This is a genomic window from Candidatus Eisenbacteria bacterium, from assembly GCA_026388185.1.
Lineage (GTDB): Bacteria > Eisenbacteria > RBG-16-71-46 > JAFGJU01 > JAFGJU01 > JAPLKG01.
This window is the reverse complement of record JAPLKG010000006.1, coordinates 45,357-67,624: the sequence shown is the minus strand read 5'-3', so window position 1 is coordinate 67,624 and position 22,268 is coordinate 45,357. Positions and strand designations below refer to the sequence as shown.

24 protein-coding genes are annotated in these 22,268 nt (G+C 57.2%); 2 read left to right on the top strand and 22 right to left on the bottom strand.

The window, feature by feature from the left end; translation table 11 throughout:
• The 12 genes from NTX17_02660 to rsmI form a co-directional block, all read right to left on the bottom strand.
• On the bottom strand, window positions 1-915 hold a 915-nt coding region (locus NTX17_02660), incomplete at its 3' end, for a hypothetical protein (protein ID MCX5800274.1).
• A gap of 624 nt (window positions 916-1,539) precedes the next feature.
• On the bottom strand, window positions 1,540-2,403 hold the full coding sequence (locus NTX17_02655) for an ATP-binding cassette domain-containing protein (GenBank protein MCX5800273.1): 864 nt from the start codon (window positions 2,401-2,403) through the stop codon (window positions 1,540-1,542).
• A gap of 9 nt (window positions 2,404-2,412) precedes the next feature.
• Window positions 2,413-3,225 carry an ATP-binding cassette domain-containing protein gene (locus tag NTX17_02650; protein MCX5800272.1) on the bottom strand — a complete coding sequence of 271 codons (813 nt, stop codon included), beginning with the start codon at window positions 3,223-3,225 and terminating at the stop codon, window positions 2,413-2,415.
• A 60-nt stretch (window positions 3,226-3,285) separates the two neighbouring features.
• Window positions 3,286-4,458, bottom strand: a complete 1,173-nt coding sequence (gene larC, locus NTX17_02645; GenBank protein MCX5800271.1) for a nickel pincer cofactor biosynthesis protein LarC — start codon at window positions 4,456-4,458, stop codon at window positions 3,286-3,288.
• A gap of 59 nt (window positions 4,459-4,517) precedes the next feature.
• Complete coding sequence (larB, locus tag NTX17_02640; protein MCX5800270.1) at window positions 4,518-5,336, bottom strand: nickel pincer cofactor biosynthesis protein LarB; 819 nt, start codon at window positions 5,334-5,336, stop codon at window positions 4,518-4,520.
• A 71-nt stretch (window positions 5,337-5,407) separates the two neighbouring features.
• Complete coding sequence (gene dusB, locus NTX17_02635) at window positions 5,408-6,589, bottom strand: tRNA dihydrouridine synthase DusB (protein ID MCX5800269.1); 1,182 nt, start codon at window positions 6,587-6,589, stop codon at window positions 5,408-5,410.
• A complete protein-coding gene (locus tag NTX17_02630) occupies window positions 6,589-7,275 on the bottom strand; it encodes an MtnX-like HAD-IB family phosphatase (protein MCX5800268.1) in 687 nt (228 codons plus the stop codon). Before NTX17_02630 ends, dusB begins: the two co-directional genes overlap by 1 nt.
• Window positions 7,276-7,365: 90 nt before the next feature.
• Complete coding sequence (locus NTX17_02625; protein ID MCX5800267.1) at window positions 7,366-8,985, bottom strand: S41 family peptidase; 1,620 nt, start codon at window positions 8,983-8,985, stop codon at window positions 7,366-7,368.
• A gap of 69 nt (window positions 8,986-9,054) precedes the next feature.
• The gene (gene tmk, locus NTX17_02620) at window positions 9,055-9,693 is read right to left on the bottom strand and encodes a dTMP kinase (protein MCX5800266.1); all 639 of its coding nucleotides are present in this window, start codon (window positions 9,691-9,693) and stop codon (window positions 9,055-9,057) included.
• Window positions 9,694-9,745: 52 nt separating this feature from the next.
• A complete protein-coding gene (locus tag NTX17_02615; GenBank protein ID MCX5800265.1) occupies window positions 9,746-10,870 on the bottom strand; it encodes an inositol-3-phosphate synthase in 1,125 nt (374 codons plus the stop codon).
• 44 nt (window positions 10,871-10,914) lie between these two features.
• Window positions 10,915-11,547 carry a CDP-alcohol phosphatidyltransferase family protein gene (locus NTX17_02610; protein MCX5800264.1) on the bottom strand — a complete coding sequence of 211 codons (633 nt, stop codon included), beginning with the start codon at window positions 11,545-11,547 and terminating at the stop codon, window positions 10,915-10,917.
• 49 nt (window positions 11,548-11,596) lie between these two features.
• On the bottom strand, window positions 11,597-12,319 hold the full coding sequence (gene rsmI / locus NTX17_02605) for a 16S rRNA (cytidine(1402)-2'-O)-methyltransferase (protein MCX5800263.1): 723 nt from the start codon (window positions 12,317-12,319) through the stop codon (window positions 11,597-11,599).
• Between the two features lie 271 nt (window positions 12,320-12,590).
• On the opposite strand from rsmI, the gene NTX17_02600 reads away from it, so the two are divergent.
• Window positions 12,591-13,271 (top strand): zinc metallopeptidase, encoded by a 681-nt coding sequence (locus NTX17_02600; GenBank protein MCX5800262.1) that lies wholly within the window; start codon window positions 12,591-12,593, stop codon window positions 13,269-13,271.
• A 27-nt stretch (window positions 13,272-13,298) separates the two neighbouring features.
• Here the strand turns inward: NTX17_02600 and NTX17_02595 are convergent, their stop codons facing one another.
• Complete coding sequence (locus NTX17_02595) at window positions 13,299-13,613, bottom strand: integration host factor subunit beta (protein MCX5800261.1); 315 nt, start codon at window positions 13,611-13,613, stop codon at window positions 13,299-13,301.
• A 703-nt stretch (window positions 13,614-14,316) separates the two neighbouring features.
• Between NTX17_02595 and NTX17_02590 the strand changes: the two genes are divergently transcribed.
• Window positions 14,317-14,982 carry a hypothetical protein gene (locus NTX17_02590; protein ID MCX5800260.1) on the top strand — a complete coding sequence of 222 codons (666 nt, stop codon included), beginning with the start codon at window positions 14,317-14,319 and terminating at the stop codon, window positions 14,980-14,982.
• Between the two features lie 16 nt (window positions 14,983-14,998).
• On the opposite strand, the gene NTX17_02585 is transcribed toward NTX17_02590, so the two are convergent.
• The 9 genes from NTX17_02585 to NTX17_02545 form a co-directional block, all read right to left on the bottom strand.
• Window positions 14,999-15,202 carry a hypothetical protein gene (locus tag NTX17_02585; protein ID MCX5800259.1) on the bottom strand — a complete coding sequence of 68 codons (204 nt, stop codon included), beginning with the start codon at window positions 15,200-15,202 and terminating at the stop codon, window positions 14,999-15,001.
• A gap of 34 nt (window positions 15,203-15,236) precedes the next feature.
• Window positions 15,237-15,779 (bottom strand): arginine decarboxylase, pyruvoyl-dependent, encoded by a 543-nt coding sequence (locus NTX17_02580; GenBank protein MCX5800258.1) that lies wholly within the window; start codon window positions 15,777-15,779, stop codon window positions 15,237-15,239.
• A gap of 522 nt (window positions 15,780-16,301) precedes the next feature.
• Complete coding sequence (locus NTX17_02575; GenBank protein MCX5800257.1) at window positions 16,302-17,009, bottom strand: CdaR family protein; 708 nt, start codon at window positions 17,007-17,009, stop codon at window positions 16,302-16,304.
• A gap of 41 nt (window positions 17,010-17,050) precedes the next feature.
• Complete coding sequence (gene lpdA, locus NTX17_02570; protein MCX5800256.1) at window positions 17,051-18,439, bottom strand: dihydrolipoyl dehydrogenase; 1,389 nt, start codon at window positions 18,437-18,439, stop codon at window positions 17,051-17,053.
• 204 nt (window positions 18,440-18,643) lie between these two features.
• Window positions 18,644-18,973, bottom strand: coding sequence for a cupin domain-containing protein (locus tag NTX17_02565; GenBank protein ID MCX5800255.1), 330 nt, complete (start codon window positions 18,971-18,973; stop codon window positions 18,644-18,646).
• 38 nt (window positions 18,974-19,011) lie between these two features.
• A complete protein-coding gene (locus NTX17_02560; GenBank protein ID MCX5800254.1) occupies window positions 19,012-19,506 on the bottom strand; it encodes a TlpA disulfide reductase family protein in 495 nt (164 codons plus the stop codon).
• Window positions 19,507-19,566: 60 nt separating this feature from the next.
• A complete protein-coding gene (locus tag NTX17_02555) occupies window positions 19,567-20,280 on the bottom strand; it encodes a cytochrome c biogenesis protein CcdA (GenBank protein ID MCX5800253.1) in 714 nt (237 codons plus the stop codon).
• 244 nt (window positions 20,281-20,524) lie between these two features.
• Window positions 20,525-21,067, bottom strand: a complete 543-nt coding sequence (locus NTX17_02550; protein MCX5800252.1) for a phosphatase PAP2 family protein — start codon at window positions 21,065-21,067, stop codon at window positions 20,525-20,527.
• 65 nt (window positions 21,068-21,132) lie between these two features.
• Window positions 21,133-22,221 (bottom strand): N-acetylmuramoyl-L-alanine amidase, encoded by a 1,089-nt coding sequence (locus tag NTX17_02545; GenBank protein ID MCX5800251.1) that lies wholly within the window; start codon window positions 22,219-22,221, stop codon window positions 21,133-21,135.
• Between the last annotated feature and the right edge of the window lie 47 nt (window positions 22,222-22,268).

Sequence of the window (22,268 nt, the reverse complement as noted above, 5' to 3'; positions counted from 1 at the left end):
CTCGAAGTCCTCACTGTCAAGCGTGCTGTTGATGGTAAGCACGTAGTTGTCGAACTCAACACCACCGCACGCGGTCGGGTTGTAACCGTCCTCGTCGGAGTACCCACCGTCAGAATCGAAGTTGAACGCGATGCGGAAATCAACCGGAGGAGTCAACGACGCCAGGTATGAATCAACGTCTATGCTCTCGCTACCCGTCGCCACATCGTACGTAGCCATCGTGTCGTAGTTCACCCACTCACTGGCGCCAGTGTCGTAAACCTGCAATATGGAATAGCTGAAATCAAAACCAGCCTCACTCTCGGCGTTGTAGTCGTAAGCGAGAGTGATCTGATCGCCAGAAGCGTAGGTGTAACTCTTCGTGACTATCGTCTGATACATGTTGTTGCCGTAACCAGTGCCAGTATTGTCATTGTAGCAGAGATCGATACCCTGCTGGTTCGTCACACCAGCGAAGAGCGATTTGTTGCTGTCAATCACGCACGACCCGATGTTTAGATACGGGTCAGCGCTCGTGCTGCTCGCCACGTGCATGTAGTCCTCTGCCTCTGTAGTGTTGTCGACACCCTTCCAGCCGTCCATGAAGTAACCGCTGTGCGGAGTGCCGTTAAAACCGGCGGAGCTAAAACTCCACATCTTCCGGTTCGCCCAACCAGCAGACGCAGGCTCGGCAGCGTACAGAAAGGAAGGTCTGCCACGCACCGTGATCGTATCGCCTACGACCGTTCCACCATAGTAGAACGTGTCGGTGCCCTGTGTGGCAGCGTTCACGCCGTACACCTGACCCATCGGGACTCCGCGCGCTGCGTCGTCAATGATGGGGACTCGTCTCTCGATCTCCTTGGCTCTGGCAATGGTCGCCGTCATCATAATGGCAACCAACAGAACTAGTGAAATCGCCAGAAATCTTCTCATTTCGATACCTCCATCGTCGCAAGCGAAAAACAAGTAACTGCCTAAATTGCGAACGAGGACTTTTGAAAGCAGTTATGAAGCAATTGGCCGGGAATGAAGAGAACGACACGCGGCTTCCCAGCAGCGTCGCGAATCGTAATAGAAGCCATGTCCTCTCGCCTTTATCCCCCCTTTCTTTGATGTGAAGTGACGCACAGCCATCGCAAACAACTGCAATAGCGCCTATCACCCCCTTTAGACTCATTTAGTGACATGCGCAAAAAAGTGGGGCAACGTGCCGCGCACCAGTATCTTCACGGAGCTAGTATAACATGACCGAACGGGCAATGTCAAGGTTTTTCTTCCCCGACCGGGCAGCCCACAACGCATTCCGTCACACTGCAATATCTGCCTTCAACCCATTCTCGAGCCGAGCGCCGGTCCCGGCGACTGCTCGCGTCCCACTCTCGGCCACCGGGCCGACTTCAGGGGGCGAGATGGCCCCGGCCCCCAATCCGCGAGTCCGCGGCCCTTAACTTCTGCGAAGACAACAAAATAAGCCGGTGTCGCACTCGCCACTGCCCGTGGAACACCGACCCCGACCACGCCCGAATAATATCAGATTACTTGGCCCGTGTCAAGAAGTTAACTCTTTCGTCCTCGAGACGTGAGACTTCCTCCCGAAGTCGGAGCTTCGTCCCGAGAGAGAACACGATAGATCTCGTCCCTGCTGAGACGACCCAGTGCGACAAGCCTACCCTCCGTCAGGACAGCGATTCTGTCGGAGTAAGCCAGAACGTCTTCCACCTCATGCGTCATCACAATCACGGAGACCCCGCTCTGCGTGAGCTCCCTGAGAACCTCAAACGTGTGAACGGCTGCCTCCCAATCCAACGAGACGGTGGGTTCATCCAATATGAGAAAGCGTGGCCCGCATGTCAGCGCAGAGGCTATTGCGACTTTCCTTTTCTCCCCGTCGCTGAGGCTCAGGGGCGAACGCGTTGAAAGCGCGTGGAAGTCCAACCTCACTTTTTGCATGGCCGAGACTGCTCTCCTCTGAATCGCTTCGCCCGTAAGACCGAGTCTCGACGGGCCGAAGGCCAATTCGCCGAGGACACTCTCTTCGAAAAACTGGGACTCGGGGAATTGAAAGACCATGACTACATCTACACCCTCTGCCCCACGTTTCGCGGTCGGCTTGCGTCTCGGCGTTCTTGTGTTTCTCCCGCCCGTTGTCGCAGGGATCGCGATCGACGCATCGTCAGTAATACCTTCGCGGGCAACCGTAGAGCCGCCGACAGATGCGTCTTCGATGGTCATCCTCCCACGCGCCGGTGACAGTAACCCCGCCATCACGAGACCGAGCGTGGTTTTACCCGAACCAGTGCGCCCCACGATGGAAAGGAGTTCTCGCTCCCTCACTTCGAGAGAGACCGAATCGAGCACGATCCTTTCTGCGGGGGAGCCTCTGTCGTAGCTGAATTGAACGTTGTCCATTACGAGTTTCATCAAGAGTCCCTACTGTGCATCCACGTCTCCCGGCACGGGTGGCGTGGCGCGCACTCGCGAGGAATCGACCCACGGTGGGGGCGAGGCGGACGGCAGGAACCTTTCCAGGTTCCTTATGCCCAGCGTAGCGTGTACGTCACGCCGACCTACAAACTGCGAAGGAGACCCATCAAAGCAGACACCGCCACGCTCTATGGCGATCACCCTTGGCGAGGCGAGTGCCTCGCGGAGAAACTGTGTCACCCAAACGACTGACGTACCCGTTACGTCAGAGACGCGTTTCAGTTCCTTCGCCACACAGATTCTTTCCAAGGGATCCAGGTACGAGGTTGGTTCGTCCAGTATGAGGTGTTTTGGTCTCATCGCAAGAAGAGACGCAAGGAGCACCTTTTGCATTTGTCCGCCCGAAAGCGCGTGTGGAGGACGTTTTCTCAACTCGGTGAGACCAAAAAAACTGAGAAGCTCCTCGACAATTGTTCGTGTCTCCGCTACCGAAAGGCCAAGGTTTTCGGGGCCGGAGGCTATTTCCCTCTCCACGGTCACCGAGACGAATTGACTCTCTGGGTCTTGCTGGAGGAAGCCGACTCGCCTTCTGATTTCCAGCCGTGTGCCTTCCTCGCCTGCGGGAAGTCCGTCAATCCTCACGAACCCGGCGCCGGCCTTGAGGATGCCTGCCGCGATCCTGCAGAGCGTGCTCTTGCCGCTCGCGTTCCTGCCTATGACGCAAAGAGTCTCACCTTGTCTCACAGTGAGACTTACTTCGCGCAAGGCCGTGGACGGCTGGCCCGGGTAAGCATAAGAAACCGCAGAAAGCTCTATCATCGCTTCACTATCATCGATTCGCGATTACCGGTTCGCAATCATCTGGACGCCCTCATCGGGTCAAGCCGGAGATCTCCTGCTCCACGCCGTCTTTGCAGCTTCGTGAACTGCGATGAGCGGCACGCCGTGCGTCCTGGCGGCCCTGTAGCAGTCGTCGTACTCGGGGGAAGCCCTGTCAGGATACGCGGCCGGGACTTTCATGCGAATCGTGCCGTAGGCGGTGGAGACCTCTTCGACGTCTCTCGCAAGCTCCATCCTCGTCTGCGTGGAGAGGCGCAGCCCGAGCGTCGTGGTCTGCCGGAGGATTTCCTCGCCCAACTTCGTGGAAAGACCCGGCTCGCACAGAACGGTGACGAGCACGCCGGGCCGACCCTTCTTCATGTGGACCGCCGTGAGAAAAACGTCGAGGGCACCCAGTTCCAGGAGTCTCTCCCTGAGGAACTCGTAGAGCTGAGGGTTCATGTCGTCGATCGTGGTCTCAAGCACTTGAACGAATCCTCTCTCAAACGAGAGGCCCTCGCAGCTTCCGACAAAGACCCTGAGCACGTTGGGCAGACTTTCAAACTCGTTTGAACCGGCTCCGCATCCGATGCACTCGAGTCTAAAAGGCACGGGGACGTCGCCTTGCTCTCCAAGAGAACTCACGATCGCGGCGCCGGTCGGCGTGACAAGCTCCGCCTCTATGTCGATCATCCGAACGCTGTGGCCAAGAAGAAGAACTGAGGTGGCCGGGGCGGGAAGTGGGATAAGCCCGTGTTGTGCGTTCGTGCCGCCCTTTCCAAGAGAGAGAGTCGACACGTACATCCGGTCAATCCCCGCGAGGTGAAGACAGGAGGCAGCCCCGACTATGTCAACGATGGAATCGATTGCCCCCACCTCGTGGAAGTGCACCTCCTCCGGCTGGACGCCGTGCACAGTCGATTCGGCCTCGGCCAGTTTGAGAAACACCTTTGAACTGTTTTCTTTGACACGAGGCGGAAGAGAGCTTCTGTCTATAAGCTCCAGAATCTCTGAGAGACGCCTTTCTTTCTTGGCTTCCTCGACGCTCACTCGAAACATCGTGGCAGCGAAATGCCCTCTCTTTGTCTTTGTCGCGGAGACCTTCCATCCTCCTACGGGCAAACATTCCAGGAAACTCCTGAGTTCCTCAAGCTCCACTCCGGCATCGAGGAACGCAGCCACGAACATGTCTCCGCTTATTCCAGAAAAGCAATCGAGGTAAGCAAGTCTCATACGTCCGACCTCATCGCCCTTTGCAGTGCGCCTCTCGCTCTTGGCTTGTTCCGTACACTTCAACCCTTGCGCTTCCTGGTCCCAGTACCTTTCGCTCCGGTTTCCTTCCGGGTCTTTACGCCCGTGGCCGTCTGTCTTCGCGCCACGAGAGCGGCGGCGTAACCTGCTCCAAAGCCGTTGTCGATGTTCACAACCGTGACACCGGCTGCGCAACTGTTGAGCATGCCCAGGAGCGCAGCGATGCCTCCGAAACTCGCGCCGTAGCCCACGCTGGTCGGCACGGCCACGACTGGTCTGTCGGTCATTCCGGCTACGACGCCGGCCAGCGCGCCTTCCATCCCTGCCGCGACAACAATCGCGTCCGCATCCCAGAGTTTCCTTCTGTGCGAAATTATCCTGTGTATTCCCGCTATTCCCACGTCGAAAAGCCGCTCCACCTTGCATCCCATGGCCTCGGCGGTCACGCATGCCTCTTCCGCGACCGGAATGTCCGAAGTGCCGGCGGAGACCACCAACACGAGGCCTTCTTTCTTCTCTCGCTTTCCGCGGAGGATGAAGACGGTGTGCGCAAGCGAGTTGTGCTCGGCGTGCGGAAATCTCCTGGCAAGCCGACTTGCCACGCCGGGCTTTACCCTTGTCGCAAGCACGGGTTCACCCTTCTCCACCATTTTCTCGACGATGGCCACTATCTGCCTCTCGCTTTTTCCACCGCAAAAGACGACTTCGGGAAATCCGCATCTGAGGCTTCTGTGGTGATCGATTGTCGCCTCCTCGAGCGACTCGAACGGAAGATGCCTGAGCTCAGCCAGTGCGGCATCCACGCTCAGCTCACCGCTCCGGACCCTTCTCATCATCTCTCTGAGTCTGTCAGTGTACATAATCTGTGCTCCGCTCCGCCGTCCTGGTTGCACAGGCTGCCCGCGGCAAGAAGACGCGCACGGCGATGCGTCTAGGCCTCGTTGAGTTCCACGCCGAGAGAGGAAGCAAACGCGACAACAAGCTTGCGCGTTTCCTCAAAAGACGTGGCGCGGTTCGCCTCCTGCCTCAACCTGCAGCTTTGAGGAAGACCCCTGGTGTACCAGCCTACGTGCTTTCTCATGGCAAGCGCGGACCAGTTGTCGGCAACCTCGCGGTTCACGGTGTAGCCGCCCGCGGCTCTCTTCGCCAGGACGGCTGGAGTGATTTTCGTCGCCTGATTCGTCGCCCGAGAAGGTGCGCAGCGGGCTTTCTCCTCCGCCAGTGCGATGTGCCTCAGGAGAAACTCAAGCCTCTCCTTTTCTGACGGAGGCGCAGGCAGCTCGCCCGTCGCCAGAAAATGTCTGGTGCGGGAGAAAATCCACGGATTCCCGAGCGCCCCTCTGCCGATCATGACGGCGTCGCACCCGGTCTCTTCAAGCATCCTGGCCGCGTCTTCGGGAGCCGTCACGTCTCCGTTTCCGATGACCGGGATATTAACCGAACTCTTTACGCGGGCGATCACTTCCCAATCTGCTTTGCCGCTGAATTTGTCGGCCCTCGACCTCGCGTGTACCGCCACCGCCTTCACGCCGCAGTCCTCGAGCATCTCGGAGACCCTGTCAGCGTTCATGGACTTATCGTCCCAGCCGCTCCTTATCTTGGCGGTCACCGGCACTCCGACTGCCGAAACGACGGCGGCAGCGATCTTCCGCAGGAGCGCGAGGTTGTTGAGCAACGCGCAGCCGGCCTGCTTTCCGACGATTTTTCTCGCGGGACAGCCGAAGTTGAGGTCGATCATGTCGGGGTTGAACCTCATGGCTTTCTCGGCGGCTCTCGCCATGACGTCGGGGTCCGCACCGAAGAGCTGAATCGCGATGTATCTCTCGGCCTCGGAAAACGAGAGCAGGGCCAGTGTTTGAGCGTTCTCTCTGACGAGGCCGTCCGCACTGATCATCTCCGTGTAGACCAGAGACGCCCCCTTCTCTTTGCAGAGGAGCCTGAACGTGCTGTCCGCGATGCCCGCAAGCGGAGCGAGGACAAGACGAGAATCCAGTGTGAGGCTTCCTATCGTCGGGCCATTCGAACCCGGCCTCCCGCTTGGACGCCCCTGAATACTTGATTGCTGCGAAAGATTCGGACGCCCCTGCGCGCTCCGCCGTTCTGAAGCCTTCATCAGTGCATAGACCTCACGTCGAGTCCTCTGGCAAAAGCATCAACGACCGCCTTCACGGCTTTGAAATCACCAACCTCGATGCAGGGCTCGTCAAGCGATTGGCAGAGTTCAGCCAGCCCTTTCTTTGCGAGAACGAGGTCGGCCTCTTCGAGGGCACATCTGTCCGAGTATCCGTCTCCAACAAGCACGACTCTCCCGAATTGCTCCCTGTACCTGCGCACGTGGTACCCCTTGCAGTTTCCGCACCTACCACACCCCTGCTCGAAATAGGGAAACTCGGGCGTCATGCCTCCCTCCGTGAACGTGAGATGATTTGCGTAGACGGGCAGGCGCGAGAGCCCGTACTTCTTCAGAACAATCTCTATGTAGAAATCGAGGCCGTCGCTGACGACGACGAGAGGTATCTCGTTTTCCGAACACCAGGCGGCAAACGCCGGAAAGTGTGGGTCTATCTCGAAGGCCCCGGCAAAAGCGGCGACCTCCTCACGGGTCGCTCGTGCGAGGCTACATTCCTTTGTGAGGCAATCTCTGGAGCCGATTTCTCCTCTCTCCCAGGACGCGATCAGCTCTTTCCACTCGCTTCCACCCGCGAATTCTCTGAAAAGACTGTTCCCTATGTCACCGTTTGAGATAGTGCCGTCAAAGTCGCAAACCACTGCCAGTCTTGTCGTAATGTGACGAGCCATTTGCCGGTCCAGATCATTGCGCGCGAAACGCGTTAGCGGAGAGAACTGCGAGCAGAAACATCCACGCGATTCGCAGAGAACACGTAGATCTCACTCGTCGGCAGCCTCGGCGCGCGACGGCGATGCGGTCGACTTCTCTTTGGGAGAAGGAATAGCTTCGGCCAATCTGAAAAGATCCTGCCGCGAGTGAGCCTTACGAAGCAGTTCGAATCCCTCTTGCACCTGAGGGTCACCCTGAATATATATCTCGAATGCGGCCTCTTCACCCGCCAGTTGGCTGACAATCTCTCGTGTCATCGCTCTCTCGATGTACGCGTGGTCGGCCTCGAAATCCTTCTCTTGATACTCGAAGCTCTTGTCTTTCAGATATTTCTTGAAATCACTGACAAGGAGCGGAGTTACTTTGAAGTTCTCGGCCTTGAGTCCCTTGTGTTTCTCGAGATACTCGCCGGTGAACTTGTAAAACATCAGGTTTCTTTCCAGCTTCTCGGAAATGGCGGAAAGCTGGGGCAACGCGACCACTACGTCGGGTGTGATTCCACCCCCGCCGTAGACGATTCTCCCCATCATCGTTTTGAATTCGGGTCTCTTCTCCTCTGTTTCCTTTCCTATCTTGATGTCTCCGGCGCTCCTGATCCGCGAACGCTTGGGCTCCGCGTGAATGCATCGCCCGCTCGGAGTGAAGTATTTGGCCGTGGTGAGCTTGAGGGCGGATCCGTCCTTCATGGGAAACACGCTCTGCACGGTGCCTTTGCCGAACGTTCTTTCTCCGACCAGCACCCCCAAATCAAGATCCTGTATGGCGCCCGCCACTATTTCAGACGCGCTGGCGCTTCCGCCGTCCACAAGCACGACTACGGGGTAAGCGTCGTGAATTCTCTCGGCGCTGGAATAGTAGTTCACGTTTTGAACGGTAACGCGGCCCCTCGTGGAGACGATCAGGTCGCCCTTCGGCACAAAACTCTCGGAGACCGAGATGGCCTCAGTCAAGAGACCACCCGGATTGCGTCTCAAATCTATGACCAGACCCTTGATGTGCTTGGACTCGATGTACTTGAGCTTGCTCTCCAGACTGTCGGGGGTCGTCTCAGAAAAGCCCGATATTCTGACGAACCCTATGCTGTCCGGCGTTACGAAGGCGTAAGGGATGCTCTTCACTGCGATCACTTCCCGGGTGAGCGTGAAATCGAGAGGCTTGTCCACACCCTCTCTAACAATGCTCAGCGTCACTTGCGATCCCTTGGGTCCGCGCATCTTCGAGACTGCGCCGTCGAGAGTCATGCCGTCGGTGGTCTCGCCGTCAATCGCGGCCACCCTGTCGAGGCTCCTGATTCCCATCCTGCTGGCGGGTGTGCCCTCCATGGGCGACACGACGGTAAGGTACCCGTCCCTCACGCCGATCACAATGCCAAGGCCGCCGTAGCTGCCGTGCGTGTCAATCTTGAGGGTCGTGTAGTCTGAGGCGGTCAAGTACTGAGAGTGCGGGTCGAGGGAATAGAGCATGCCTCTTATGGCGTCTTCTACAAGTGCATCCACTTCGACTTCATCGACGTAGTCGTCTCGAACTTTGGCGACCACGTCCATGAATTCGCTGAACGACTTGAACGTGTTGTCGCTCTTGGCCTGCACCCTCCCTGCAAACCAAGTCGCGGCCAGAATCACAAGAACGACCAGAAATGCGATGAGAGAATATCTCTTCACCCTCGACATGAAATTGCCTCACTTTCCATCGGTCGCCGGGGACCCGATATGGTGTCTTTCCGCGGGATCGTCTCCCGGCTAGCGTCGGTTCAGGATGCCTTTGATGCGACCCAGTATTTCGTGCGCAAGCTCTTCTCTGTCGCGCATTCCGTCAAAGACTTCGATTCTGCCCGAGGACTCCTGCGCGAGGGCAAGATAAGCGTCTCTCACTCTCACGTGGAATTCCAACTCTTCCCGTTCGATCCTGTCTTGTCGGCCCTTGCCCCCCACTCTGGCCGACATCCTGTCCAAACCCAGTTCCACCGGCAGGTCAAGCAGCACGGTGTAGTCTGGCACAAGGCCTGAAGTGGCAGCATCGTTGAGCGCAAGTACGCGCGATGTGCCTATTCTTCTGCCGCCACCCTGATAAGCCACGCTCGCATCAGAGAATCTGTCACAGACGACTATAGCACCTTCGTCAAGCGCCGGTCGAATCAATTCCCGGACGTGCTGAGCCCTGGAGGCAAGATAGAGAAAGAGTTCGGTAAGAGGTTCCATGCCCTTCATCCTGTTGTCCAAGAGAATCTCTCTTATCCTCTCGCCCACTCGGGTGCCCCCCGGCTCTCTTGTGAATACCACGCGGTGGCCTTCTTTCTCCAGGTTTAATTTGAGCAGCTCGGCTTGGGTGGTCTTGCCGCAGCCCTCTATACCCTCAAGGGTCACAAAGAGCCCTGCCATTCAATTCCTCCTTATAGCCTCTCATCAGGAAATCGCTATGAGGAACAGGTAATTAGCGGGAAGTCTTGCGAGTGGTCCTGCCTTTGCCCTTGGAAGCTCTCCTCTTACCGTACTTCCGAATAAACTCCTCGACCATATTTCGGGCCTCTTCGTCCGTGTACTGGATAGGAGGGGATTTCTTGAAGTAGGCCGACGGGCCGATGAGGGCACCCGACAGCCCCGCGTCCATGGCAAGCTTGCAGCAGCGCACGGAGTCTATCATGACGCCGGCCGAGTTTGGAGAGTCCCAAACCTCCAGCTTGAGTTCCAGATTGAGAGGAACGTCCCCGAACGTTGTGCCCTCGAGCCTGATGTAAGCCCACTTTCTGTCGTCGAGCCATTCGACGTAGTCGCTGGGACCAATGTGGACGTTCTTGGCACCAATGTCGTAGTCCAGCATCGAGGTCACTGCACCGGTCTTTGAGATTTTCTTAGACTCGAGCCTCGAACGTTCGAGCATGTTGAGGAAATCCGTGTTGCCCCCGACGTTCAGTTGCAGGGTCCTGTCAAGCTTGACCCCTCTGTCTCTAAAAAGTCGGGTGAGGACCCTGTGCACTATTGTTGCTCCGACCTGCGACTTTATGTCGTCGCCTATCACGGGGAGCCCTCTCTTCTCGAACCGCTTCTGCCAGTAGCGTTCCCTCGCGATGAAGACGGGTATCGCGTTGACGAAACCGCAGCCGGCCTCGAGAACCTGCTCCACGTACCATTTTGTGGCCTCTTCACTGCCCACGGGCAGATAGTTGATGACCACGTCGGTCTTCGTGTCCTTCAGAAGAGCCACGATGTCCGCGGTCGAGCCAGGCGCTTTCTGAATTATCTTCGAAAGGTACTTGCCCAATCCGTCGTGCGTCATGCCGCGCCGGACAGTCACGCCTACCTTCGGCACTTCCTGGAACTTGTAAGTATTGTTGGGCCAGGTGAAGATGGCCTCGCTCAGGTCTTTCCCCACCTTGTTCTTGTCAATGTCTATGGCGGCGCTGAATTCAATGTCCCTTATGTGGTAGCCACCAAGATTGGCGTGCATGATTCCAGGAATCAGTTCGTTCTCCTTGGCGTTCCGATAGTAGTGAACACCCTGAATGAAGGAAGAAGCGCAATTCCCAACACCTACGATGGCCACTCTGACTTTGGACATTTGTGCCTCCGTTAACTCAGTGACCAGACCTTGAGGTCTGTGTCTCAATCACGAATCGAATCGTCCTTCCCGGAAGAGTCGGTAGCAAGAGGTTCCGAATCCCCGAGAGACCTTGTGGCGTACCTCACTCTCTGGAGCGCGGTGTAGTGAGAAAATACTGCCAGCACCCACAGTGCGACCTGAATGCCGATCTCACCCACCAACCCGCCGACGGCAAGTACAATAACACGATCCTCTCGCTCAAGCAAACCCACACGGCATTCTTTCCCCAATCCTTCCAGCCTCGCCCTCATGTAACTCACCATGAAGGCGCCGCTCATGGCCACAAACGTGAGGAGGACCAAAGAAAAAACGTCCCTGCGCAGGTAGTGTATCAGGAGTCCGAAAAATATGACAGCCTCGCAGTATCTGTCAACTGCCGAGTCCGTAAAGGCGCCGGCCCGCGTCACTCGACTCGAGAGTCTTGCCACGGTTCCGTCAGCGCTATCAAGTAGTCCCGAGACCAACACCGCAATTGCAGCAAGGCGGACGTGGCCGAGAGCGAAAAGCAGACCGGCGATCGCTGCGGCCGCAAACCCGAGCAACGTGAGCGCCGTCGCGGTGAGGCCCAATTTGATCAGCATCTTCGCGATAGGCTCGATGAGGAGTCTACCTTTTTTCTTTAGAAGACCAGTCATCTTGTGGACAATGTCCTCCCGTTTTCAGGACACTTTCATCGAGGCGCGCTCATTCTGCCGGAGTGGCACTGGCCCTTCTGGCCTCAGCGGCCGCGTTACCTTCCACGACAAGCACGACCTCACCTTTGATCGTTCTTTTCGCAAGCAGCTCGTTCGCTCGGAAAAGCGTTGTCCTGATAACCTCTTCGAAAAGCTTGGTTAGTTCTCTACAAATGGCGATTTTCCTGTCACCCAGAACCTCGAGCATCTCTGGCACGGTCGTACGCAACCGATTGGGCGATTCGAAGAAAATCATCGTTCGCTCCTCAGGCTTGAGGCTCTCGAGCCTCGCCCGCCTCTTCCCCTTCTTTCTGGGGAGAAATCCTTCGAAGGCGAAGCTGTGAGTGGCAAGCCCGGAGATCTGAAGCGCACAGATCACAGATGAGGCGCCGGGTATCGGGACCACGTCGATGCCCTCAGCTATCGCGAGCTTGACGAGCAGGAACCCGGGATCGGAAATGCCCGGGCTGCCCGCATCAGATACCAGCGCCACGTCCTCGCCCGACGCGATTCTTTTTATTATCTGCGGAGCCACCTTCGCCTTGTTGAAATCGTGGTAGCTCAGGAGAGATCGCCTTATCTTGTAGCGCGCTAGGAGCTTTCGTGAGTGTCTCGTATCTTCGGCCGCGATGAAAGCCGCCCCGCGGAGCGTCCGCAACGCCCTGATGGAGATGTCCTCCATGTTGCCGATTGGGGTCGCCACAAGATACAGCTTTCCCTTGGTCTCCGTCATTTGACCAGCCCCTGCCATCGAAGGCTCTTCCGTTCCCTGGCATACTCGTTCAGCCGTTCAGCGTGTCAGGTTAGAACAGTGGGGAGTTCCTGTCAAGTAAGAGCCGCAGAATCAAAAAGATAGGGTCACGCGTGAGGGCAGGCGGCACTCCTCCTTGACACGGAGAGACCGGATTGCTAGAGTCAGGGAAGCAGAGCTGAAATCTTGCGCGTTCTGATTGAGCTACTGCTACCGGACTCGACTGCAAGGGGTTACTCAAGGGGGTAAGGCAATGTTCTTCTTGGATCCGACTTTTGTGTTTCTCATACCGGCTCTTGCTTTTGCCTTGTACGCTCAGTACAAGGTCAGTGCCACGTACAAACAATACCTTCGCGTTCCTTCTGCCTCGGGCCGAACTGGACTGGAGGTCGCTCGCGCGATACTTTCCCGCAACAATCTGGACGACGTCGAAGTCGAGATGGGAAGCGGCACGCTCTCGGACCACTACGATCCGCGAAAGAGGGTCCTCAGGCTCTCGGAGCCGGTTTACAGGGGAACTTCAGTTGCGGCAGTCGGCATAGCCGCCCACGAGGCGGGCCACGCAATCCAGGACGGAACGGGCTACGCCCCTCTCAGGATCAGGCACGGTCTCTTCCCCGTTGCAAATGTCGGAACGATGCTGGCGTTTCCGCTCTTCTTGGCAGGATTCATCTTCAGATCGGGGAGACTGATGGACGTGGGCATCCTTTTCTTTTCCGTGGCGGTGCTCTTCCAGGTAGTGACGCTTCCTGTCGAGCTCAACGCCAGCAAGCGTGCACTCGGTGAACTCGAGCACGCGGGCATAGTAGATCCGCGTGACCTGGCTGGCGGAAGGAAGGTGCTGAACGCAGCAGCCCTTACCTATCTTGCTGCTGCTGCAATGGCTGCGGTACAGCTATTGAGACTGCTGGTGCTGAGGGGCAGTAGAGACTGAAGCAGCAGGGCTAGCCGGGCTTGAGGGCTAACCCTGAGCGACCATATCCTTCAGTTCCTTTGACACCTTGAACACCGGCACCTTCCTCGGAGGAACTGGCACGGAGTCACCCGTTCTTGGATTTCGCGCAATTCTGGCCTTCCTGTCTTTCACCTTGAAAGTCCCGAACCCACGAATCTCAATGTGCTTACCACCGGCGAGCGCCCTTGACACGGCATTGAGGAATTCATCTACGGTGTCGGCGACGTCTTTCTTTGTAAGACCTGTCCTCTCGGCAATCTCGTCAACGAGTTCCGCTTTTGTCACGTCGAAACCTCCTTCCAGAGAGAGTGGCTTGTCCATCAAAAATTCTACATACGTGCGTTAACAGGCCCTGGCAAAGAAGAGTACTGACAGTTCGGACGCCTGAGCGAGGGTAACTTATCCACGTGGCAACTTGTTGTCAAGCTTTTTTTTGCAGGTGAAAGGCCGCGCTTCCTGGAACCCGACCTCGGCCCACTCTGTGCAGGAGTGCAACCGCGGTCTCGTTGCCCAACCTGAATGCCTTAAGCTCCGGGCGTCTGTGCCCCGCGCGTCTTCCATTCTGCAAGATGATGGTGTGCAAGTCGCCAACTCCAGAGGCTGCGGTCGCATGCCTCCATCCGGGTCGGCATCGTCGAGCCGCGTAACGTCGTTACTGTGAAAAAGTTATGGCGTCTCTTGAGTTTGCTCGCGCCGGGCCGTTCTGGCACGCCGCTTGCGATTGCACATACACGGAGGGTCGCGGACGGCTCTCCAGACATAGAGGTTGGGAAGAGGGGAGTTGACTACAGCGCAGCGGATGACAAAGTGCCATCGTCCACACCCTAGGAACTCACTCCAGTCGTTGGGCCACCCCCTCTTCTCTAAGCATGAACCAGGCCCCGGTCGAAAGGCCGGGGCCGTTGCGTTTCTTTGCCTTGACAAACATGCTGGTGCAGAATAGGATGCGCCTGGTCGCCGTTGGCGAGATTCTTCCGGCAGGCCTGGGCGCTTTTTCTACGACCGATCGAAGAGGAGGTTACTCGTGATGTTGTTGCCGGCGAAGCCATTTTCAGCGAGAAGGCTCTTCGCGATGGGGAGCTTGATGTTCCTGGCCGTTGCGCATCTCTTCGCCGTTTCGGCCGATTCATTCGCCCTGGGTAGCGCAACAGGTGCTCCGAGTTGGTACTTCACCGTACCCAAGCCTCGGACCATCGCTCAAACCAGCTTTATTGTGGGTCTTCCGTACATAGAATACTCGCCCGCCGAAAAACTCGAGGTGGGACTTCACGGTTTGAAGTACGTCTTCGACACTTCCGACTCCTATCCGATGGCGATGGGAGTAGACCCGCTGCTCAGCTTCGCGTACGCGTACGCCGTCTGGGGCCTGCCGACGGGCGACAACAGCGATCTCACGGTCGGAGTGAAGATATTTCCGTTGTTTCTGCTGCTCGGGTATGAGGCTCAGATCGACGAAAAAGTGAGTTTCATACTGGAAGCCAACGACGGAGTTTTGGCAGGTCTCAGAGTGAGAGTGAATCCGGAGTGGCACGTGGAATTCGGGGCCGGCATGGCAGCTTATGGTGCATGGCGAGCTGACCCCTTCGAGCACAGGGGTCTCCACCACTATGATTTTGACAACATAGACTTTGAACCGACCATTTGGGCAGGCTTCGGATATTCAGACTTCGTGGGGAACTACACTCGTTAGCCGCCTAACGATCTCCTCACTTGTTTGTCATCACGTCGAGTGCCCTCGCGATGTTGAACAGGTCGTATTCCATCATTACCAGCTTGCACCTTTTCTCGGCTTCGTGATAGCAGGCGCAGACCACCCGCGTCGAATCGCCTTCCGGCGTCGGCACCTCCACCCAACCATCTTCGCACAGCCCTCTGTAGAACGGGCACCACAAGGTCTTGGCTTTTGGCATGAACTCACCCCCGGTTACGGCAAGTATCAACTTACTAATCTAGGAACACTGCGGCCGCAATGACTGTTGAACAACACTTGGTAATGATTGTGGATTGGGCAATGTGCGTCGTCTTAACGATAAGGTCGCTTATCTTGAACACTTCCTTTTTCTCGTCCCAGTTCTTGTTTTCGTCGAACTCTATTCCGAGTGTGGTGGCGAGCATGGAGGCAGCGAGGTCTTCGGCGTACTCTCCGGCCACTTCGTCGGTTTGTCCGAAGGCATGATGTTCGCTGAGATAACCGTAGGCGCTCTTGTCGGCGGGAACGGCGCAACCTATGGATGACGCAATAAGCCTGTGGGGCTCGTTGCTGCTCAGGCTGCTCATGACGCAATACGCAATCATGCCCGGGACTATCTCCTTGAGACCCTCGTTCCTTGGGACTATCCTGCAATTGGGTGGATAGATGCTGGAAACGCGCACGAGGTTCAGTTTCTCAATGCCGGCGTCCCTGAGGGCCAGCTCGAACGACTGAAGTTCCTCACGGTGCGTTCCTACTCCCTTCGTGAAGAAAATGCGCGAGGGAACGACAGCCATTCTCGCTCTCTTGTCCGGAATCTCGACGACTTGAGGTTCCGGCATTGCGCTGATGGCTGGTGAGTCTGTCAACGTCCTGGCTCCGGCACTGCCGATAACGGCATTGCCGATAGAAGAAGGCTTCGAGTTGTTGTCCTTCATCTCCATTTCTGCCCTGTCCTCCTTTACGATGCTGCAACTTCTGTTGACGACTCGGTCCGGGCTTCACGCCCCCCGGCTAATAGCGTTGACTCCGGGCCTTACGGCATGGTATAATGTATGTGAGAGGAGCGGAGTTAGGTCCCTGCCTGCTTCGTTACTTTCCTTCCCTCACGCTCAGCCTTGTTCGCGCGCGGGCGTGCCCTTAATGAAGAGCAGAGGCAGAAGGTAGAACGATCTTGGTGGGGCTCCTCTCGATTCTTTTGTCTGCGACGGCCCTCCAACTTTTCCCCGATGGCATTGTCTTACACGTGCAACTGTGGTCAAGGACTTTTTTCGCGTGCACTCTCATCACACACTTCCGGCCACGACACTTCTTCGTCGTCAACGCTGCGAACCGGGTTCTGGAACCTCTCCAACCACACCGAGGCTCTCGGCGCCGACTTCGACGTAGACCTCCACCACCTGCGCGTCACACTTGAGAGCCTTGCCTTGAAGGTCGAGCCTCACCTTGGTAGAGAAAGACTGTCTTTTCTGAGAGACGTCGATCGGCGCGGTGAGAAGAGAGTCAGTAGAAGCCACCACGCTTGCTGCACCGTTCACGGACACGCTCTCAGGAAGTGCAACGGGCTGCGCCGTCAGACCAAGACCCTCCGCAAGGTCCCCGACCAGAACGGGAATCACGCGCACCGCCTTCGAAATTCTCTTTTCTATCACTATGTCTATTCGCTCAGGCCCGGCGAAGTGTGTCACGACGACGCCTGAAACTTCGGGCAGCGGCACGTCGGCGGCGGACAGCGTGCGCTGAAAACGCCCCGGCCCCGCCTGGGAAAGGTCAACGGGAATGCGAAGTGGAGCAATCCTCAGCTCGATCAGGTTTCTCAACTTCCCGCTGAACGTGACTGACACCTGGCTCGGCACCTCTCCGGTCCACGCGAGCGAGTCAGGAATGCCCTTCAGCTCGACGGACACTCTGGAGGTCAGCTCGCCTTCCTTCTGCGCTCTCACGTAGGAAAATACGAGGAGTGAAAGCACTATCGCGGCAATCTTGATGCCGACATTTTCCCGAAAAATCCTTGCAAACATACTCATGTCAAACGCTCGCTTGCTCGCGCAGCCGCTCGTGCCGCGTATCACCCCGAGGAATGAATCGAGAGCCCGTGCACGGCTTCGGCTGCCTCCATCACAGCTTCGGAGAGAGTCGGATGAGCGTGAATCGTCTCGCCGAGCGCAGTTGCGGTGAGCTTGTTGGCGACTGCCACGACACCCTCGTGGATGAGTTCGCAGGCGTGCGCCCCCACGATGTGTACCCCAAGCACCTCGTCAGTCTTGGCGTCTGCCACAATTTTCACCATACCGCTTGTTTCGTCAAGAACGTGCGCCATGCCCAGCCCTCTCAGATTGAAAACCCCCACCTTGACCTCAAGTCCCTTGTCGGTTGCTCCCTTCTCCGTCATCCCCACGCTCGCCACCTGAGGCCTGGTGAAAACGCAGGAAGGCACGGCGGAATAATCCATGGCCTTTTTCTGCCCCGCGGCATTGGAGACAGCGACTATTGCCTCCCTGGAGGCGGAATGAGCGTACATCTTCCTCCCGGCAACGTCACCTGCCGCATAGATGCCGGCAACGTTCGTCTCCATGGCCTCATTGACCGCCACTTCGTTTTTCTCTCCACGCCCGACGCCGGCGTTCTCGAGACGCAATCCGCCGGTGTTGAGACGGCGGCCGACGGAGACCAGCACCTTTGCTACCTCGATCTCCTTGCCATTCTTGAAAGTGCATCTGACACCCGAGTCGCTCTTGAAAGATGACGCCACGCTGTCAGATGTCACCAAAGTCACTCTTCGTTTCTTGAATTCCCTTTCGATGACGGCGGAAACATCGCAATCTTCGAGGGGAAGAACCCTGTCCATGATCTCAACGACCGTCACGGCGCTACCCAGCGCGCTAAAGATGAAGGCGAACTCGCAGCCTATCGCACCGGCTCCTACGACAAGCACGCTCCGAGGGACTTCCTCCAGTTCCAGCGCCTCGCTGCTCGAGATGATCGCGGAACCGTCGAAAGGAAGATTCGGAAGCTCGCTTGCCTCCGAACCGGTCGCGATGAGGATCTTGTTTGCGCTGAGCTCCCGCGTGGCACCGGCTTGTCTCACCTCGACTGTTCTCTGGTCGGCGAAGCTGGCCTCCCCGCTCACGAGCGTCACGCCGTTCGCCGCCAGCAGCGTTCGGATTCCTCTCACCAGTGATGAGACAATCTCTCGCTTCCTCTGCACGGCACGAGCCAGGTCGGGGACAACGTTTCCCTCGATTCGTATCCCGAGCTTCTGGAACGTCCTGGTCTTTTCGAGGAGCTCGGCAAGACCCGTGAGCGTCTTGGTCGGAATGCAGCCCCTGTTGAGACAGACTCCGCCCACGTCCGCTCGTTCGACGAGACAGACTTTTGCCCCGAGTTGTGCGGCGCGTATCGCCCCGACGTAGCCTGCGGGGCCGGCGCCGATGACCAGAAGGTCAAAATCGTTCACGAGTGAATCCCGCGGTGGGAATGAGAAAACTCAGTCTCTCTTTTCATCAAACTCAGGGAAAAGCAGAAATTCTCTGGCTCACGTCTCGCTGTGACAGGGAATTGAAAGTCAAAAGACCTGCGGAGTATACAAACCGCTCGACAAGCGTGTCAAGGTTTTTGTCCCCTCTCGGCGCGGCATCTCCGTCGAGTGAGCCTGCATGTACTACTTGGTGGGAGGCCGGACGGGCTGCTTCTGAAGACCGACCCGTTCAAACATGAGAAGGAGCGCCTTCTTCCGTGCCCTCGTCTTGTGAGGCATACCTTTCTTTACCAAGAAACTCTCTCCTTCTTTCACCACGAACGTGCCGTCGGGAGTCTCTATTTCGAATTCTCCGTCGATACACAGAAACAGTTCGTCGCCCGGATGCCTGTGCATGATGAAGTCACCTTTGAACAGACAGAGGTACGCGTGGTGGCCGTCGACCGTCGCAACCTCCTGCGGCGCCCACGGCTCCTTTATATTCTTTGCGATTCGCTTGAGTTGGAGTTTCATGTTCTACCCCCGCCAGTTGTGTGTGATCGAATCCGGTTCTACGCTTTGTCCAAGAGAGCGCGTATGTCCCGTTCGAATACTTCCTTGTCTCTGTAACCGACGTATTTTCGGTAGACGTTGCCCCGCTTGTCAATCACAAAGGTGGTGGGAATACCCTTTATGCCCCCGTAGCTCTTGGTCACTTCGCCGTTTCCCATGACGATGACGTAGGGAATCTTCCATTCCTTCACGAAGGAGGCCACTTCGTCACTTCCCACCTGGTCGAGCGACACCCCTATTATCTGAAGCGCGTCGTTTCCGAACTCCTCGTACAGCGCCACGAAGTGTGGCAGCTCCAACCTGCAGGGCTTGCACCACGTCGCCCAGAAGTCGAGTATCACGATCTTGCCCCGAAACTGCGACAGGCTGATCTTCTGACCTTCGAGTGAGGAAAGCTCGAAGTCCGGCGCAACCCTTCCTTCTCTCGGAGCGTTTCCCACCGAGCAGGAAAGAAAAAGAAGCAATGAAGAGACCATCACCAAGATCTTTGTCATGACCGCAAGTCTCCCGTCTATAACGGTGCCCCTCATTCAGTTCGCCGCCCCACCCTCCGCTCACTCGCCGAACGAAAACAGCATCGCCAGTCTTTGCAGGCTGCCGGTCAGAATCAAAATGCCCACAACGACCAACAGAATCCCACTCACAACTTCGATTGTCTTGAAGTATGGCCTGACGCGCTTCGAGAAACCTAGAAACGTGTTCATCGCAAGTCCGGTCACAAGAAACGGAAGACCCAGTCCCAGCGAATAGGCCGAGAGCAGATATATGCCTTCTCTCACGGTTTCCTGGGTGCCGGCGTAGGCAAGTATTGCACCCAGAATCGGTCCTATGCACGGTGTCCAGCCGAACGCGAATGCCAGGCCGATCAGAAACGAGCCGGACAGTCCGAGCGGTTTCGTCCGCGCGTGGAATCGCTTCTCGAATTGTAGAAAGGGTATCTTCAACACGCCCGCGATGAAGAGACCGAAGACGATCACGACCACACCCGCCACTTTGGACAGGACGGCGGCCTTGTCGATCAGGAACTGCCCGACGAGGGTTGCCGAGGCGCCGAGGCCCACGAAAACCACGGAGAATCCGAGTATGAACAAAAGACAGTTGAGAACGACCCTTCGCAGCGCTCCCGCCGCGCGCCCTTCTTCGCGCAAGGTTTCGAGCGAGACTCCCGAGACAAAGGATATGTAGCCGGGAACAAGAGGAAGGACACAGGGAGAGACGAAAGAGACAAGACCGGCACCGAAAGCTGCTATGAGGCTGACTTTTTCCACGGCTCCCCCTTCTTACAGGAACAGAAAGTGACTCCGTCCGACATCGGCCACCCAGCCGGGTATAGTTTTTCTTTGGGATAGATACCCAGGCTACCGGAGCAAGTTCCAGCGTGTGGCGGAAATATAGCAGCTTGAGCCGGGAGGCGCAAGGAAAAGCCGCTCATGCGATACGAGGACGCACCGCGAGGAGCGGAGACGCTCGGATGGAGAAAGCCCGCCGGACGGGCGATCGACCCGACTCGAATCATCGCTCCAGACGAAGAAGACGCCTGGCAGCGAGGGCGCCGCAAAGCCCGAGCACCAGCCCCAGTGCGGCTCCACCAATAACGTCGGAAGGAAAATGCACGCCCACGTACACTCTCGAGTAGGCCACCAGAGCGGCAGCGACATAAAGTGCGATCTTCGTTCGCGGGTAGAAACTGGACACGAAGGAAGCCACGCCGAAGACGTTGGAGGCATGCGCCGAGGGAAAAGAAAACGAACGCGTCGTGTCAACGAGAAGCCTGAACGATTCGAGTGCGTAGGGAGGCCTCGTTCTCGAGAAAATCGGTTTCAAGACGTGCGCGGAAAGCTGGTCACTGGCCGCAATGACAACGAGAGTCAGAAGCGCGACTATCCGGCCTCTCCTCCCGGCCTTCCAAAAGAGAAAAGGCCACAGCACCGCGAGCGGGACGATTAAGAATGCCCCGTTCGTGATGACCGGCATCACAACATCACAAATGGGGTTGGCGGTCCTTTGATTGATCAGGTGGAAAAGCCATCTGTCGAACGCTGCCAAACTGCTCAAGTCATCCTCGCGGAGTGCCGTCACCCTTCCACGATGGTGCGCACTCTCTCACGTTCGCAGGGAGTTTACTCCGTCACCGTACCGGACGGCGAACCCAGAGAGGCGTACACCATGCAGTAGTCTCTGAGGGCGCCCGCAAGCAAAGTGGCAACGTCGTCGTGGAACTCGTCCGACTTCAGGAGCGTCGCCTCGCTGGCATTCGAAATGAAGGCGATCTCCGCAAGAACAGACGGAAAGTCGGCGGACTTCAGGACCGTGAATCGGGCCTGTTTCACTCCTCGTGTCACTAGTTTGTGATGGCGTCCCAGAGAGTCCATGATCTTCTCGGCCAGCTCTGAGCTTCTCACAAGCGTGTTCGACTGCTTCAGGTCCGTCAGGATCGAGACAATGTCGTCTTCGGCTTCGGGCGCGATGCCGCCGGCCAGGTCCGCCTCGTTTTCCCGAATCGCCACCTCTCTCGCGGCTTCATCGGTGGCACCGGAGGCGGAAAGAAAGAAGACCTCGGTTCCGTAGGCTCGCTTGCTGCGAGAAGCGTTTGCGTGAAGACTGATGAAGACGTCGGCGCCAAGCCCCTTTGCAATCTGAGTACGTTTTCTCAGGGGAACAAAGTAATCGCCCGTCCGCGTAAGAAACGCCTTCATACCGTCCATCTGGTCGATGTTCGTCTTCAAGTCGCGCGCAATCTTGAGACAGACGTCCTTCTCCTTAATGCCGCGCGGCCCGACGGCTCCCGGATCTTCGCCTCCGTGGCCGGGATCAATGACCACGATGCGGACAGTCTTTTCCTTGAGCTTCCCGAGCGTCTCTTTCGCCTCCGTCTTCACTTGGACCTCGACCGGGTTCTTGACGTCGACGACGATGCGATGCGGCCTGCCCGCGGCCTTCTTCAGATAGAAGACGCTGAACTCGGTCTCCTTGACCAGATCAACCACAATCTGGGCCGTACGCTTGGGAAGAGGGTTGATTCTGACTTTCTCGACAAGGCCGTTCGAAACTTGGAGCTCCCGAACCGAGGAGGCAAACTTGGTGTCCGCCAGGTCAATCACAATTCTGGCAGGATTCGAGAGACGTCCGTACCTGAACTTCGGCTTTCCAGAGAGGTCGATCACTATCCGAGTGTGGTCCGGAGCGATCCAATGCCTGATGCTGCTCACCGTGAGACCGGAGTGAGCCTCGGCCGGAAAGAGAAAGAAAAGGATCG